General features: G+C 61.1%; 11 protein-coding genes. 5 read left to right on the forward strand and 6 right to left on the reverse strand.

The window, feature by feature from the left end; all coding sequences use genetic code 11:
• Nucleotides 1-97: 97 nt before the first annotated feature.
• Nucleotides 98-2,770, reverse strand: a complete 2,673-nt coding sequence (gene gyrA, locus AACY42_RS14505) for a DNA gyrase subunit A (protein ID WP_339480238.1) — start codon at nt 2,768-2,770, stop codon at nt 98-100.
• 446 nt (nt 2,771-3,216) lie between these two features.
• Entirely contained in the window at nt 3,217-4,293 is a 1,077-nt protein-coding gene (gene mtnA, locus AACY42_RS14510) for an S-methyl-5-thioribose-1-phosphate isomerase (protein WP_339480240.1), read from the reverse strand.
• A gap of 106 nt (nt 4,294-4,399) precedes the next feature.
• On the opposite strand from mtnA, the gene AACY42_RS14515 reads away from it, so the two are divergent.
• The 5 genes from AACY42_RS14515 (at nt 4,400) to AACY42_RS14535 (ending at nt 9,333) form a co-directional block, all read left to right on the forward strand.
• The gene (locus AACY42_RS14515; protein ID WP_339480242.1) at nt 4,400-5,731 is read left to right on the forward strand and encodes a TRZ/ATZ family hydrolase; all 1,332 of its coding nucleotides are present in this window, start codon (nt 4,400-4,402) and stop codon (nt 5,729-5,731) included.
• A gap of 61 nt (nt 5,732-5,792) precedes the next feature.
• Nucleotides 5,793-6,491, forward strand: a complete 699-nt coding sequence (gene ubiG / locus AACY42_RS14520; protein ID WP_339480245.1) for a bifunctional 2-polyprenyl-6-hydroxyphenol methylase/3-demethylubiquinol 3-O-methyltransferase UbiG — start codon at nt 5,793-5,795, stop codon at nt 6,489-6,491.
• 4 nt (nt 6,492-6,495) lie between these two features.
• Nucleotides 6,496-7,173 (forward strand): N-acetylmuramic acid 6-phosphate phosphatase MupP, encoded by a 678-nt coding sequence (mupP, locus tag AACY42_RS14525; RefSeq protein WP_339480247.1) that lies wholly within the window; start codon nt 6,496-6,498, stop codon nt 7,171-7,173.
• Nucleotides 7,174-7,310: 137 nt separating this feature from the next.
• Nucleotides 7,311-8,051: a YciK family oxidoreductase gene (locus tag AACY42_RS14530; RefSeq protein ID WP_014337217.1), complete on the forward strand. Its 741-nt coding sequence runs from the start codon at nt 7,311-7,313 to the stop codon at nt 8,049-8,051.
• Nucleotides 8,052-8,406: 355 nt separating this feature from the next.
• Nucleotides 8,407-9,333, forward strand: a complete 927-nt coding sequence (locus AACY42_RS14535) for a GGDEF domain-containing protein (RefSeq protein WP_339480251.1) — start codon at nt 8,407-8,409, stop codon at nt 9,331-9,333.
• A 279-nt stretch (nt 9,334-9,612) separates the two neighbouring features.
• Here the strand turns inward: AACY42_RS14535 and AACY42_RS14540 are convergent, their stop codons facing one another.
• The 4 genes from AACY42_RS14540 to AACY42_RS14555 all read right to left on the reverse strand — a co-directional run bounded on the left by AACY42_RS14540 (nt 9,613) and on the right by AACY42_RS14555 (nt 15,532).
• Nucleotides 9,613-10,383, reverse strand: coding sequence for a TenA family transcriptional regulator (locus tag AACY42_RS14540; protein ID WP_445261544.1), 771 nt, complete (start codon nt 10,381-10,383; stop codon nt 9,613-9,615).
• 77 nt (nt 10,384-10,460) lie between these two features.
• Nucleotides 10,461-12,920 (reverse strand): EAL domain-containing protein, encoded by a 2,460-nt coding sequence (locus AACY42_RS14545; protein WP_339480256.1) that lies wholly within the window; start codon nt 12,918-12,920, stop codon nt 10,461-10,463.
• Nucleotides 12,921-13,110: 190 nt separating this feature from the next.
• On the reverse strand, nt 13,111-14,937 hold the full coding sequence (locus AACY42_RS14550) for an ABC transporter ATP-binding protein (RefSeq protein ID WP_339480258.1): 1,827 nt from the start codon (nt 14,935-14,937) through the stop codon (nt 13,111-13,113).
• Nucleotides 14,930-15,532, reverse strand: a complete 603-nt coding sequence (locus tag AACY42_RS14555; RefSeq protein WP_174553541.1) for a DsbA family protein — start codon at nt 15,530-15,532, stop codon at nt 14,930-14,932. The genes AACY42_RS14550 and AACY42_RS14555 overlap by 8 nt, the downstream gene beginning before the upstream one ends.
• Between the last annotated feature and the right edge of the window lie 19 nt (nt 15,533-15,551).

The raw sequence follows: 15,551 nt of genomic DNA on the forward strand, positions 1-15,551 counted from the left end.
AGCAGCATCACCCCATAGGGGAATGTGCAGTGTCGCAAATTTTCAAACGGAACAAACAACAAGGGGGCGAATCTTCATTCGCCCCCTGCGTGTTCGCTTAGTCCTGCGGTTCTTCTTCGTCTGCGGCAGCGTCGAGTGGTTGGTCGCCGGTCACGTCGTCGACATCGGCACCCAGGGTGCCGTCGAACGCTACGCCGTTCTCACCTTCCTCGCCTTCCAGCTCCTCGTCTTCGACTTCCGATGGCTCCTGGACTCGCTCAAGCCCTACCAGCGTTTCATCACTGGCCAGCTTGATCAGCGTCACGCCCTGGGTGTTACGGCCCAGGCTCGACACTTCGGCGACTCGCGTGCGCACCAGGGTGCCCTGGTCGGAGATCAACATGATCTCCTCGCCATCGAGCACCTGGACAGCGCCGACCAGACGACCGTTACGGTCGTTGCTGACCATGGCGATCACACCCTGGCCGCCACGCTTGTACTCAGGGAACTCGCTGATGGCCGTGCGCTTGCCATAACCACGCGCCGAGGCAGTGAGGATCTGGCTGCCTTCTTCGGGAATCAGCATGGAAATCAGCTTCTGGCCTTCCGGCAGGCGCATGCCGCGCACACCGCGGGCGGTACGGCCCATGGCGCGCACGTCGGATTCCTTGAAGCGAGTGACCTTGCCACCGTCGGAGAACAGCATGACCTCACGCTCGCCGTCGGTGATGGCGGCGGAAATCAGCACGTCACCTTCGTCCAGCTCCAGGGCGATCAGGCCGACACTGCGCTGGCGGCTGAAAGATTCCAGCGGGGTCTTCTTCACGGTACCGTTGGCGGTAGCCATGAAGATGTAGTGACCTTCGGTGTATTCCTCCACCGGCAGCATGGTGGTGATGTACTCACCCTCGTCCAGCGGCAACAGGTTGACCAACGGACGGCCACGGGCGGCACGGGATGCTTCGGGGATTTCGTAGGTCTTGAGCCAGTACACCTTGCCTTTGCTGGAGAACAGCAGCAGCGTGGTGTGGCTGTTGGCGACCAGCAGGTGAGCGATGTAGTCCTCGTCCTTGACGCCTGTTGCCGACTTGCCTTTGCCGCCGCGACGCTGGGCCTGATAGGCGGCCAGCGGCTGGGTCTTGGCGTAGCCACCGTGGGAAATGGTCACCACGCGCTCTTCTTCCGGGATCATGTCACCCAGGGTCAGGTCCAGGCGCGCATCGAGAATCTCGGTGCGGCGCACGTCGCCGTATTCGGCGCGGATCACTTCCAGTTCTTCTCGGATCACTTCCATCAGGCGCGTGGCGCTGTTGAGGATGCGGATCAGCTCGCCGATCTGGTTGAGGATTTCCTGGTATTCGGCCAGCAGCTTCTCGTGCTCCAGCCCGGTCAGGCGGTGCAGGCGCAGTTCCAGGATGGCTTGCGCCTGTTCCGGGGACAGGAAGTACTTGCCTTCGCGCAGGCCGTATTGCGGGTCCAGGTTCTCCGGGCGGCACGAGTCGGCGCCAGCGCGCTCGACCATGGCCACCACCGCGGAGGACTCCCAAGGGGTGCTGATCAGCGCTTCCTTGGCTTCCGACGGCGTTGGCGAGGCTTTGATCAGGGCGATGACCGGGTCGATGTTCGACAGGGCAACGGCCTGGCCTTCGAGAATGTGGCCACGCTCGCGAGCCTTGCGCAGCTCGAACACGGTACGGCGGGTGACCACTTCGCGACGGTGACGCACGAAGGCTTCCAGCAGGTCCTTGAGGTTCAGGATCCGCGGGCGGCCGTCGATCAGCGCAACGATGTTGATGCCGAACACGCTTTGCAGTTGGGTCTGGGCGTAGAGATTGTTGAGGATCACCTCAGGCACTTCGCCACGACGCAGCTCGATCACGACACGCATGCCGTCCTTGTCGGACTCGTCACGCAGCTCGGTAATGCCTTCGAGCTTCTTCTCTTTCACCAGCTCGGCGATCTTCTCGATCAGGCGAGCCTTGTTCAACTGGTACGGCAGTTCGGTGATGACGATCTGCTGGCGACCACCCACCTTGTCGATGTCTTCGACGGTGGAGCGGGCGCGCATGTAAATGCGGCCACGGCCGGTGCGGTAGGCTTCGATGATGCCGGCACGACCGTTGATGATCGCGGCGGTCGGGAAGTCTGGACCGGGGATGTATTGCATCAGCTCATCGACGGTCAGCTCGGGGTTGTCGATGAGGGCCAGGCAACCGTCGATGACTTCACCGAGGTTGTGCGGCGGGATGTTGGTCGCCATGCCCACGGCGATACCGCTGGAGCCGTTGACGAGCAGGTTCGGGATACGGGTCGGCATCACCGCCGGGATCATTTCGGTGCCGTCGTAGTTCGGCACCCAGTCCACGGTTTCCTTGTGCAGGTCGGCCAGCAGCTCGTGGGCCAACTTGGTCATGCGCACTTCGGTGTATCGCATGGCCGCGGCGTTGTCGCCGTCCACGGAGCCGAAGTTGCCCTGACCATCTACCAGCAGGTAGCGCAGGGAGAATGGCTGGGCCATCCGGACGATGGTGTCGTACACGGCAGTGTCGCCGTGGGGGTGATACTTACCGATCACGTCGCCGACGACACGGGCAGATTTCTTGTACGGCTTGTTGAAGTCGTTGCCCAGCTCGCTCATCGCGAACAGCACACGCCGGTGCACGGGCTTCAAGCCATCGCGCGCATCCGGCAGCGCCCGCCCGACGATTACGCTCATTGCGTAGTCGAGGTAGGACTGTTTCAGCTCGTCTTCGATATTGACCGGGAGGATTTCTTTGGCCAGTTCGCCCATGAGAAGCCTGATTCCTTTTTCTGGTGAAACCTCGTCACATCCAGATGGGACGAACGAAGCTCGCCGCTGCAGAACAAGTGCCGTGCAGCGACTTACGACAAATCAACGAGTTATGCCATGGATCTGCGCAGTAAAGGCCACCTCGCGAGGCAGCCTTGGAAACCGCCGGATGTTATCACAAGAGCCGCCACGCACCTATCCCCCAGATGCGCATGGTGCATAGTTAGTTGACCGGTGACAGGCTGATATGGGACCAGAGAGGCTTAGAAGCGCTGCGGATGGAGATTCAGGGGCCAAATGCAAGGGATTTGTTGCCTTTAAGAGCCTCATCGCGAGCAGGCTCGCTCCCACAAGGATCTTTTGTGCCTGAAATTTCAGACACACCTCCCATCCACTGTGGGAGCGAGCTTGCTCGCGATGGCGCTGGATCAGACACCAAAAAGCCTTCAATGCAGCCGCTTGCGGCACATCAACTGCGCCAGCTTGGCGGTGTCCGGGCGCTCGATGATGCCCTTCTCGGTGACGATAACGTCGATCAAGTCCGCCGGGGTGACGTCAAACGTCGGGCTGAAGGGGTCCACCTCCGCGCCAAGCCTCTTGCCACCGACTTCCAGCAGTTCGCGCCCGTCGCGCTCCTCGACCGCAATGTCATCACCGCAGGCCAAGCTCATGTCGATGGTCGAACTCGGTGCCACGACCATGAAGCGCACGCCATGGTGCATGGCACAGACCGCCAGTTGATAGGTGCCGATCGTGTTCGCCACGTCGCCATTGGCGGTGATGCAGTCGGCGCCGACGATCACCCAGGTCACACCTTTCGTCTTCATGATGTGAGCCGCGGCGGAATCAGCGTTGAGGGTCACCGGGACGCCCTCACAGGCCAACTCCCACGCGGTCAGGCGCGAGCCTTGCAGCGATGGACGGGTTTCGTCGGCATAGACGCGCTCCACCATGCCTTCGATATACGCGCCACGGATAACGCCCAAGGCCGTGCCGAAGCCACCGGTCGCCAGGGCGCCGGTGTTGCCGTGGGTAAGGATGGCCTGGGCGTTGCCCTGGTGCTTGCGGATCAGGTCGACACCGAGCTGGGCCATGGTCAGGTTCGCTTCGCGATCACTCTCGTGGATCGCGATGGCTTCGGCCTCAAGGACCACCAGCGGCTCGGCGTGCTCTTTCAAGCGCCCCAACCGGTCGCGCATCCGATCCAGCGCCCAGAAGAGGTTCGCCGCCGTCGGCCGAGCCTCGGCCAGCAAGGTAAAATCAGCCGCCAGCGCCGCTTGCCAGTCACCGCCCTCGGCCACCCTGGCCCGCGCCGCCAGCACGACACCATAAGCCGCGCTGATGCCGATGGCCGGCGCGCCGCGCACCACCCTCGAGGCAATGGCCTCGGCCACATCCGCGGCACGGGTGCAGGCGATCCAGTTTTCCTCGAACGGCAAGACACGCAAGTCCAGCAGGTACAGGACGCCATCACGCCAATCGATGGCCTTCACCTTCTCCGCAGCCAATAGTCGATCGCGCATCCCTCACCCCGTACTCATGTACAAAAGCCGCCGATTATAGCGATCCCTCCGCGAAGACGCTCGGGTATACTTCGCCATCCTTTATACCCCATGGAACCGTTCCACGATGCCCAAGCCTGCCGTTGCGCTCGACTTATTATTGCTGCCGACCTGGTTGGTGCCTGTCGAACCCGCCGGTGTAGTGCTCAAGGACCATGGCCTGGGCATTCGCGATGGCTCTATCGTGTTCATCGGTCCACGGGCAGAAGCCCTCAAGTGTGACGCCACCCAGGTCCGTGAACTGCCCGGCCTGCTGCTCAGCCCCGGCCTGATCAATGCCCATGGCCACGCCGCCATGACCCTGTTCCGCGGCCTGGCCGACGACCTGCCCTTGATGACCTGGCTCGAACAGCACATCTGGCCGGCGGAAGCCAAATGGGTCGATGAAGATTTCGTGCGCGATGGCACCGACCTGGCAATCGCCGAGCAGATCAAGGGCGGCATCACCTGCTTCTCCGACATGTATTTCTACCCCAAGATCGCCAGCGAGTGTGTTCACGACAGCGGAATTCGTGCGCAAATCGCGATTCCGATCCTCGACTTCCCGATCCCCGGTGCCGCCAGCGCCGACGAAGCCATTCGTCAGGGCATCGCGTTGTTTGGCGACCTCAAGCACCATCCACGGATCAAAGTCGCATTCGGCCCGCACGCGCCCTACACCGTGGGCGACGAGAACCTGGAGAAAATCCGCGTGATCGCCGAGGAACTGGACGCTGCCATTCATATGCACGTTCACGAAACCGCCTTCGAAGTGCAGCAGGCAGTGGATAACACCGCGGAGCGACCGCTGGCGCGCCTGGGACGACTTGGCCTGCTGGGGCCACGCTTTCAAGCCGTACACATGACGCAAATCAGCGACGAAGACCAGGCCTTGCTGGTAGAAAGCAATTGCAGCGTGATCCACTGCCCGGAATCGAACCTGAAGCTGGCCAGCGGTTTCTGCCCGGTGGAACGCCTGTGGCAGGCCGGCGTCAACGTTGCCCTCGGCACCGACGGTGCGGCGAGCAACAACGATCTGGATCTGCTCGGCGAAACCCGCACCGCTGCCCTGCTGGCCAAGGCCGTCGCCGGTTCGGCCACGGCTCTGGATGCCCATCGGGCTCTGCGCATGGCCACGCTCAATGGTGCCCGGGCGCTGGGCATCGAAGCGACTGTCGGCTCGCTGGAAGTGGGCAAGGCCGCCGACCTGGTGGCCTTCGATCTGTCGGGCCTGGCCCAGCAGCCGATCTACGACCCGGTGTCGCAGTTGATCTATGCCACCGGTCGCGATTGCGTTAAACACCTGTGGGTGGGCGGCAAGCCCCTCTTGGAAGATGGCCGACTGACCCGTATGGACGAATCAAGACTGATCGCCACGGCCCAGGCCTGGGGTCGCCGCATCAGCGGCCACGACGAATAACCACGCCCCTTGAGCCACGGCTCGGGGCACCTGATTTTTCAAGCTTTTCGAGGATCTGCACATGAGCAACGTCGACCACGCCGAAATCGCCAAATTCGAAGCCCTGGCCCATCGCTGGTGGGACCGTGAAAGCGAATTCAAACCGCTGCACGACATCAACCCGCTGCGGGTCAACTGGATTGACGAACGGGTCAACCTGGCTGGCAAGAAGGTGCTCGACGTCGGTTGTGGCGGCGGCATCCTCAGCGAAGCCATGGCCCAGCGCGGCGCGACGGTGATGGGCATCGACATGGGCGAAGCGCCGCTGGCGGTCGCACAACTGCATCAACTGGAGTCGGGCGTCAGCGTGGAATACCGGCAGATCACCGCCGAAGGCCTGGCCGAAGAAATGCCCGGCCAATTCGACGTGGTCACCTGCCTCGAAATGCTCGAACACGTGCCGGACCCGTCGTCGGTCATCCGCGCCTGTTTTCGCATGGTCAAGCCGGGCGGCCAGGTGTTTTTTTCCACCATCAACCGTAATCCGAAGGCCTACCTGTTCGCCATCATCGGCGCCGAATACATCATGAAGCTGCTGCCGCGCGGCACTCACGATTTCAAGAAATTCATCCGCCCGTCCGAACTGGGCGCCTGGAGCCGTGTGGCCGGGCTGACCGTCAAGGACATCATTGGCCTGACCTACAACCCGCTGACCAAGCATTACAAGCTGGCCGCCGACGTTGACGTCAACTACATGATCCAGACCCTGCGCGAGGAGTAAGTCGATGCGTCTCAAAGCGGTTCTCTTTGACATGGATGGCACGCTGCTCGACACCGCGCCGGACTTCATCGCCATCTGCCAGGCCATGCGCGCCGACCGTGGCTTGCCACCGATGAACACGCAGCACATTCGCGACGAGATTTCCGGCGGTGCCCGGGCGATGGTCGCGGTGACCTTTTCCATGGACCCGGAGTCACCGGGGTTCGAGGAGCTGCGCCAGGAGTTTCTCGACCGCTACCTCAAGGATTGCGCGGTGCACAGCCATTTGTTCGACGGCATGGCCGAGGTGCTGGCCGATATCGAAGCGGCCAACCTGATCTGGGGTGTGGTCACCAACAAGCCGCTGCGTTTCGCCGAACCGATCATGCAGCAACTGGGCCTGGCCGAACGCTCGAAAGTGCTGATCTGCCCTGACCACGTGAAAAACAGCAAACCAGACCCGGAACCGCTGACCCTGGCGTGCAAACTGCTCGACCTGGACCCGGCCAGCGTGCTGTTCGTGGGTGATGACCTGCGGGACATCGAGTCCGGTCGCAGCGCCGGCACCAAGACCTGCGCGGTGACCTATGGCTACATCCACCCGGACGACAACCCCAGACACTGGGGCGCGGATGTGGTGATCGATCACCCATCGGCGCTGCGCGAGGTGCTCAATTGTGGGAGCAAGGCTTGCCCGCGCTGAAGGCGATGCGGTCTTTCAGAATCGAGTCGCCTGCTTCGCGAGCAAGCTTTGCTCCCACAGCCTGCTCCCACATAGCGGGGATCAATCCCCTCGCCACTACAGTTTCTGCCAACAGATTGATTTGTTGAGGTTTTTTAATGTTTGATTATTCCGCCCGCCCCGACCTGCTCAATGGCCGGGTGATTCTGGTCACCGGCGCCGGTCGTGGGATCGGCGCCGCTGCCGCGAAAGCCTACGCTGCCCATGGTGCCACCGTGCTGCTGCTGGGCAAGACCGAAGCCAACCTGACCCAGGTCTATGATGAAATCGAAGCGGCCGGTCATCCGCAGCCAGCGGTGATCCCGTTCAACCTCGAAACCGCGCTGCCTCATCAGTACGATGAACTGGCGGCCATGATCGAAACCGAGTTCGGTCATCTCGACGGCCTGCTGCACAACGCCTCGATCATCGGCCCGCGTACCCCGCTGGAACAGTTGTCCGGTGAGAACTTCATGCGGGTGATGCACGTCAACGTCAACGCGATGTTCATGCTCACCAGCACCTTGCTGCCGCTGCTCAAGCTGTCCAAGGATGCCTCCGTGGTGTTCACCTCCAGCAGCGTCGGGCGCAAGGGCCGAGCGTATTGGGGCGCCTACGGCGTGTCCAAATTCGCCACCGAGGGGCTGATGCAAACCTTGGCCGACGAAGTCGACACCGTCGCCGCCGTGCGCGCCAACAGCATCAACCCCGGCGCCACCCGCACCAGCATGCGCGCCCAGGCCTACCCGGGGGAAAACCCGCTCAACAATCCGACGCCCGAAGAAATCATGCCGGTCTACCTGTACCTCATGGGCCCGGACAGCACCGGCGTCAATGGCCAGGCGTTCAACGCGCAATAATGGCCTCGGCCTGCGTCGCGACGACTTACCGTCACGATGCAGGCTCTATTCGATGCCCAACCAGGCGAACCGCCAAACCCACGTCGCGGCAAATGTCGCGACTTGCCGTCAATACATTGATTCCTAAAGGGTTTTTATTTAAGTGAACCGAATGGCACGACTTTCGCTCTAAATATCCTCAAACACGCCATTGTTCGGCGGGTAACGGAGATCGAGACGAGATTTATGCCTGACAGGGAAAGCGGACTAAACTTAGCTCAATTGTCCTACGGGACTGAAGGACCAGTACGACGCGCAGCCCAAAGCCACCACACCCAACCTGCCAGGACAGCTTTAGCTTAGGGGCTAACGCCATATGAAAACGCCCACCCAGATCAACGCGATTGATTTCGACAGCGCCAAATTGCAGCGTCTGGGCCTTGACCAGCCATCGCCGCTCGCGACCCGCGCCGTCAATCTTTCGCAATTGCGCCAGCAACTGAGCCAGCAGTTGCAGACCAGCCTGGAGCCACAGCGAATCCTTGGTCTGTTTTTCCGGGAAGTCCAACGACTGGTGCCCCTGGATGCGCTGGCCTACCAGCACAAAGCCAGTGACCTGCGCCTGGAGTTCGGGCAACGCGGGCATCACACCCTCAGCTATAACCTCAGCCATGAAGGCGAACACCTGGGTGAACTGGTATTCCGTCGCAACCAGCGCTTCACCGAGACGGAACAGAGCGACCTTGAATCCATCATGTCGACGCTGCTCTATCCACTGCGCAATGCGCTGCTCTACCGCGCCGCCACCCAAAGCGCCCTGCGCGATCCGTTGACCGGTACCGGCAACCGCATCGCCATGGACCAGACACTGATGCGTGAGATCGACATGGCCAAGCGCCATTCGCAGCCCTTGTCGGTGCTGATGCTCGACATCGACCATTTCAAGCGCATCAACGATAGCCATGGTCACGGCGTTGGCGACGAAGTGCTCAAGGCCGTGGCCGAATCGATCAAGAACCAACTGCGCAACGTGGACATGGTGTTCAGGTTCGGCGGTGAAGAGTTTCTGATCCTGCTGGCCAATACCAGCCGGGATGCTGCGGCCATGGTCGGTGAACGGCTGCGTTACGCCGCCCAGGCCCAGGATTATTTCGCCGCAAGCACAAGGATCGAGCTGACCGTCAGCCTGGGTTGCGCCACCCTGCTACCGGGGGAATCATCGGAAAGCCTGCTGCGCAGGGCTGACAGCGCACTGTACGTGGCCAAGCGCGAAGGACGTAATCGACTGGCAATGGCAGGCTGAAACGACGAAAGTAAGTAAGAACACCGGCATTTTTGTGGGAGCGGGCTTGCTCGCGAAAGCGGTGGCTCAGCCTATTAATAGGCTGAATGCGCCGAAGTCTTCGCGAGCAAGCCCGCTCCCAGAAAACCTTGCGGCGATCACAAGCCAGCAGTCACCCAAAACAACTGTGGGAGCGAGTCTGCTCGCGATAGTGATCTGGCAGTCAACCTCCCCGTCGACTGTCAGAACGCTTCGCGAGCAGGCTCGCTCCCACATGGGTTGTGGCTATTGGGGTAGAAATCAGCTTTGCGCCAGTGCCAGGCGCTCGCGGGTGGATGAGGACTTGCTCACCGTCTCCGACTGTTCCAGTTGCATGCAACGCTCCAGGAACAGGTACATGTAGTCATAGCTCTTGCACACGGCCTGACGCAGCTCCGTTTGCAGGGCTTTACTTGGGTTCATCCCCGCCAGCGTACAGATGATTTCCAGAGCTTCCCAAGGATGGGCATCGTCGTACTGGGCATGCATCTTCAGCCATTTCATGGCCCGTTTGCGGTCTTCCTCGGCGAAAGCGGCCGCGTAGACACCACTGGAACACACCAGCGCCGACCACTCCCCCGTGGCCCCCTCAATCGCATAGTTGGTCGCGGCGATGGCCACGATCAGCGAATCCGAGGAACTGGTATGCCAGCACCAGTGGCTCAAGGCATGCAGCTCAGGCGGCACCTGCTGCGCTTGCAGGTCTTCCAGGGTCACGCCATGGGCGGCGCTCCAGTTGACCCAGTAGTCGGCATGGTTGAGTTCGACACGAATGTTACGCATCAGCCAGCGACGCGCCATGTCCTCGCCGGGGCGGCGGGCAAAACGGGTCTTGGTGAGGTTCTGTGCCATGTATAAAGCGAACTGTTCGACGACCGGCCAACCACCAATGAGGTAGTGACGCATGGTCCTGGCGCTGAGCTTGTTGTCACGCATGCGCTGGTACAGCTCGTGTTCGACAACCCGGCGCTTGCTCTCGCCGCAATCGGTAATGAGCTGCTGTGCCCATTTCGGATAGCTCGTGGCGTCCATGAGCGGGCCTGTTCGGTTGAATGTGTCGATCACTGTCGGGCTCCTTTTGATTGTGATTTTCCGGATCAACAAGAGGTTCAGCGGAACGTGCCGGGGGCCTTGAATAACAACGGCTGGGGCCGGGCCGGCCGACATTGCAATGTGTCGCAGGTAAACAATTGCGGGCGTTCGATCACATACCCCTGAGCATAATCCACCCCTATTTCCAGCAATGCCTGCTCGATCTGGGCGGTTTCAACAAACTCGGCAATCGTGCGCTTACCCATGACGTGGCCGATGTGATTGATCACTTCGACCATTGCACGGTTAATCGGGTCGTCCAGCATATCCTTTACGAAACTCCCGTCGATCTTCAGGAAGTCTACAGGTAAATGTTTCAGGTAAGCGAATGAAGACATTCCGGCGCAAAAATCATCCAGCGAGAAATAGCATCCCAAACCTTTGAGTTCATTGATAAAGCGGATCGCACTGCCCAAATTCGAAATAGCGCTGGTTTCTGTAATTTCAAAACAAATCATTTCTGGCGGAATCGAGTAGGCCGCGAACTGTTTACGCAGGAAGTCGAGGAACGCCTGATCTCCTATAGTCGTGCCTGACAGATTGATCGCACACATGGCCATGGGCCCCTGTCGCGAGTCATTCAGGCACTGGCGGATGATCTTGAAGACATTCTCCACCACCCAACGGTCCAGGGAGGTCATGAGCCCGTAGCGTTCCGCTGCGGGAATGAAGCTGTCCGGCAGGATCATCCGTCCGGCTTCGTCATGCAGGCGCAGCAGGACTTCAATGTGCCCGCCGCCATGGTCGCCCGGGCCCAGCGCGGCGATTTCCTGGGCGTAGAGGCAAAAGCGGTTTTCCTCCAAGGCCATGTGCAGGCGCTGGACCCAGGCCATCTCGCCAAAGCGCAGGGACAATTCCGAGTCGTCGGCATGATAGACCTGGACCCGGTTGCGCCCCTTTTCCTTGGCCATGTAGCAGGCCATGTCGGCAGCCCGCAAGGACGCCTCCAGGGTCGTCGGCGTCTGGGCGATATGCACCAGGCCGATGCTCACCGTGGTCACGAACGGCCGGCCCTTCCAGACAAAGTGCAGGTTCTGCACGGTCTGACGCAGCCCTTCGGCGATCTTTTCCGCCGCTTCCGGTGAACAGTTTTCCAGCAAGATCCCGAACTCATCCCCGCCCAGCCGCGCCAGGGTGTCGTTTTCCCGCAGCCCTGATTGCAACAAGGCGCAGATATGACGCAACAATTCGTCACCCGCTGCATGGCCGCAGGTGTCGTTGACCAGCTTGAACTGGTCCAGGTCGAGAAACATCAAGGCATGGCGCCCAACCTGGCGAGTGAGGCTGTGCAAGGCCTGCTCGAGGCGATACTCGAATTCCCGGCGGTTCGCCAGGCCAGTCAGGGCATCATGGGTGGCCTGCCACGACAGGTTGGCGATGTATTGGCGTTCCTGGGTCATGTCATGCAACACCAGCACGGCGCCGCTGACCTTGCCCGCATGACGGATTGGCGCGCCCACCAGGGTGACCGACACGGTGCTGCCATCCAAGCGCTGGATCAGCTTGGAATGTTCGCTGGCGCCGCTGAGCCGGCCGCTGAGGATGTGCTCGATCAGGGTCAGCCCCTCGGTCTGGGCATTGTCATCGAGCAAATTGAAAAGCGCGGCCAGGGGCAAGCCCGCGGCGTGCTCAGACTTCCAATGGGTCATCGCTTCAGCAGCAGGGTTCATGTAGGCGATGGCACCCTCAACGTCGGTGGTGATGACCCCGTCGCCGATGGATTGCAGGGTGATCTGCGCCCGCTCTTTCTCCATCTGCAGCGCATTGGCGAACACCTGCCGCTGGGCCAGCAATTTATGGGTCCGCAACAACGCCAGGACGATCAGCCCCAGGGCCGTGGCGAAGTTGGTCACCAGCAAGAGTCGCAGAATGAAACGCGAGCCCTCGCCCAGTGCGTCGCTGAATGCCTTGGCAGCCGGGGTGACGGAATCGTTGATCGCAAAGATCTGGGCCTTCCAGCCGCGGATATCCACCTCCAACGCCTGGCCTGCGGTAATGCGGCTGTGCATCTGCCGGGCGACGTTATCCAGCTCGATCAGGTAGCCGTCGCCCACCGTCCAAAGATCGATGGCTTCTTCCAGGTAACTGAAATGGCGAAAATTGAGGTACAACCAGATCACGCTGGACACGTCATCAGGATGGTTGCCACCTTGGAGAATCCCGGCCCGCGCGGCTTCGAGATCCGGCGGTTCGCGGTCCAGCGCCACCCGCAATTTATGGCCACCCTCGGGGACGGCGATGGCTTGCTGGTATTTGCGGAAAATCGCTTCGTCGCGGCTGTCGGCGTAGAGGTTGAGGTAATAGATGGCGTCTTTCTGCCCCTTGGACCAGAGACTCTCCCCTGCCACGTAGCCGCGAACAGCGGACAGCACGTAAAGGCTGACGCCGCCAAGCAATGCCTGAAATAGCACGACGGCGATAAAGGGCCAGACGATGCCCAGCAGCCGTGGTGTTCCGAGAGTCTGCTTTTGCTTCATGAGGTCCCTTGCACAGGTATTGCCGAACGAACACCCGCCAGAATTCCACTCCTGACTCAATAGCCTAGGCTAGTTTTCAACCCTTCGAATGAATGGTTGAACAGATCGACAGGCTTTGCGTGGAATTCGGAAAAATCGGCGTGTTTGCCTGCTTTTTTTCCGATACTAAGCGCAGAAAAGCGCTAGAAACTCAAGGCTGTTGAATCTGTTGCAAATGACCATAGAGTCGAGCGTACAGGCCACCTTCGGCAATCAGTTGCAAATGGTCGCCGTCTTCGGCGATTTGCCCACCGTCGAACACCAATACCCGATCGGCCTGCTTCACCGCCGAGAGCCGGTGGGCGATGATCAGCGTGGTGCGTGCGCTCAAAAAGCGCGCCAGTGCCTGGTGAAGGTTGTACTCAGTGGCAGCGTCCAGTGCCGAGGTGGCCTCGTCGAGAATCACTACCCGTGGGTCGGCCAATACCATGCGGGCAATGGCCAACCGTTGACGCTGCCCGCCTGACAACCGCACCCCGGAACGCCCCACTACGCTATCCAGGCCCTGGGGCAGCGCCCGTACGGTAGCATCGAGCTGGGCGATTTCCAGCGCCCGCCAGCAGTCGTCGTCACTGCACTCACGGCCCATGGCGAGGTTGGCCCGCACCGTATCGTTGAACAACGCCGGATGTTGCAACACCACTGCAACATTTTCCCGGATGGTTTCCAGGCCGATCTCCTGTTGCGTGGCGCCACCGAAACGGATGCTGCCCGACTGCGGCGTGTACAGCCCCAGTAACAACTGCACCAGGGTGCTCTTGCCGCCGCCGCTGGCGCCGACGATGGCGACTTTCTCGCCCGGCGAGATGCACAGGTTCAACTGGTTGAGCACCAGCTCTTCACCGTAACCGAAACTCAACCCCTGAATCTCGATACCCACGGTGTCACGGCCCTTGAACGGATCGACGCTGCCCGTGTACTGAGGCTCATCGGCGCGGGCCAGCAGTTCATTGATCCGGCTCAAGGCGCCGCCGGCGGCGTAAAAAGCGTACTGCAAGTTCAACAGTTGCTCGACCGGGCCGATCATGAACCAGAGGTAGCTGAACACCGCCAGCATCTGGCCGATGGACAGGTCGGAAAACACCACGGTGAGCATGGCCGCTGCGCGAAAAATATCGATGCCGAACTGGAAGAGCAAACCACTGGCGCGGTTCGAGGCGTCGGTTTTCCACTGCGAACTCACGGCGTAATCACGGACCTCCTTGGCACGCATTCCCAAGCGGCCAAGGAAGTAACCCTGGCGGTTACCGGCGCGCACTTCCTGGATGGCATCCAGGGTTTCGGTCAGGGCCTGGGTGAACCGCGAGGTGCTGTCGTTCTCCAGTTTCTTGAGGTGCTTGACCCGCTTGCCCAACTGCACCGTGGCGTAGATCACCAGCGGGTTGAACAGCAGGATCAGCAGCGCCAGTTCCCAGTGCATCCACACCAGGATCCCAGCGGTGCCCACCAGGGTCAGCATCGCCACCAGGAAACGGCTGAGGGTTTCGCCGATGAATTTGTCGAGGGTGTCCAGGTCGGTGACCAGGTGAGCCGCCACCGTGCCACTGCCCAGGCTTTCGTATTCGCCCAGGGAAATGCGCTTGAGACGCTCGATCAAGCGGATGCGAATGCGATAGACGATGTCTTTGGCCAAGCGGGCGAACAAGCGCGCCTGCACCACGTTGAACAGCAATGCGCCACAGCGCAGGGCCAGGGTCACCATTAACATCAGCCCGATGTAGCCGGCAGCGCGCTGCCAACCCATGGGCAACGCCTGGTTCATGACTTTCAGGGCCGCATCGCCATGCCCCAGCAGAACTTCATCCACCAGCAATGGCAACAGCAATGGGATCGGTACGCTGCACAGCGTCGCCAGCACGGCCACGCCGTTGGCGATCCACAGGGCTTTTTTATGCTTGAGGGCCAGGCGACGGATTTCCGTCCAACTCAACCGGTCGATGCGCTGCGAGGCCGATGTATCTGGCGGCCGGTCAGGCACAGGCCGCGCGCTCCAGCCAGCGACCAAGCAAAGGCGACAGCTGGCTCAGGGGTTGGTAGCCGTTGGTCAGCAAGGCCAACTGGCCATCACGCTCGGCCAACAGTGTGGGGAACCCGGCAATGCCTAAGTCCTGCACCCAGGTGAAATCCGCAGCGGTGGCCGCATGCTGGTCGGCGCGGTCGAAGGCCGCGGCGAATTCGATGCGTGGCAGCCCGGCCTGTTCGGCCAGCTCCACCAGCACACTGGCGTGGGTCACGTCGCGGCCTTGCACATAAAAAGCCTGCTGGATCAGCTTCACCAACTTCCAGGCCAGGTCCGGGGCCAGGCTGCGAGCCGTCACCAGTGCCCGGCAGGCAGGCTCGGTGTCGTAGACGAAACCGTCCGGCAACGCGCCTTCGAGCTTGAAGGGCTGGCCGGTGGCCTGGGTGACCGCCTGCCAGTGTTCAAGAATGTAGCGCCGGGTGGTCGGCTCCAGCGCAGAACCGCTGCCAGTGCGCAAACCGCCCACCACCAGGTGCAACTCCACCCCCGCGGCCTGCGCCTGCTCTACCAACGCCTCGGCCACCGGCGCAAAGCCCCAGCACCAGGAACACATCGGGTCCATCACATAGAGC

The organism is Pseudomonas sp. RL_5y_Pfl2_73 (genome assembly GCF_963970515.1).
GTDB lineage: Bacteria > Pseudomonadota > Gammaproteobacteria > Pseudomonadales > Pseudomonadaceae > Aquipseudomonas.

What these genes read in the sequence shown, in the direction of transcription:
- gyrA (WP_339480238.1), bottom strand. Translation starts at nt 2,770, where the DNA reads ATGGGCGAACTGGCCAAAGAAATCCTCCCGGTCAATATCGAAGACGAG.
- mtnA (WP_339480240.1), bottom strand. Translation starts at nt 4,293, where the DNA reads ATGCGCGATCGACTATTGGCTGCGGAGAAGGTGAAGGCCATCGATTGG.
- AACY42_RS14515 (WP_339480242.1), top strand. Translation starts at nt 4,400, where the DNA reads ATGCCCAAGCCTGCCGTTGCGCTCGACTTATTATTGCTGCCGACCTGG.
- ubiG (WP_339480245.1), top strand. Translation starts at nt 5,793, where the DNA reads ATGAGCAACGTCGACCACGCCGAAATCGCCAAATTCGAAGCCCTGGCC.
- mupP (WP_339480247.1), top strand. Translation starts at nt 6,496, where the DNA reads ATGCGTCTCAAAGCGGTTCTCTTTGACATGGATGGCACGCTGCTCGAC.
- AACY42_RS14530 (WP_014337217.1), top strand. Translation starts at nt 7,311, where the DNA reads ATGTTTGATTATTCCGCCCGCCCCGACCTGCTCAATGGCCGGGTGATT.
- AACY42_RS14535 (WP_339480251.1), top strand. Translation starts at nt 8,407, where the DNA reads ATGAAAACGCCCACCCAGATCAACGCGATTGATTTCGACAGCGCCAAA.
- AACY42_RS14540 (WP_445261544.1), bottom strand. Translation starts at nt 10,383, where the DNA reads ATGGACGCCACGAGCTATCCGAAATGGGCACAGCAGCTCATTACCGAT.
- AACY42_RS14545 (WP_339480256.1), bottom strand. Translation starts at nt 12,920, where the DNA reads ATGAAGCAAAAGCAGACTCTCGGAACACCACGGCTGCTGGGCATCGTC.
- AACY42_RS14555 (WP_174553541.1), bottom strand. Translation starts at nt 15,532, where the DNA reads ATGTGTTCCTGGTGCTGGGGCTTTGCGCCGGTGGCCGAGGCGTTGGTA.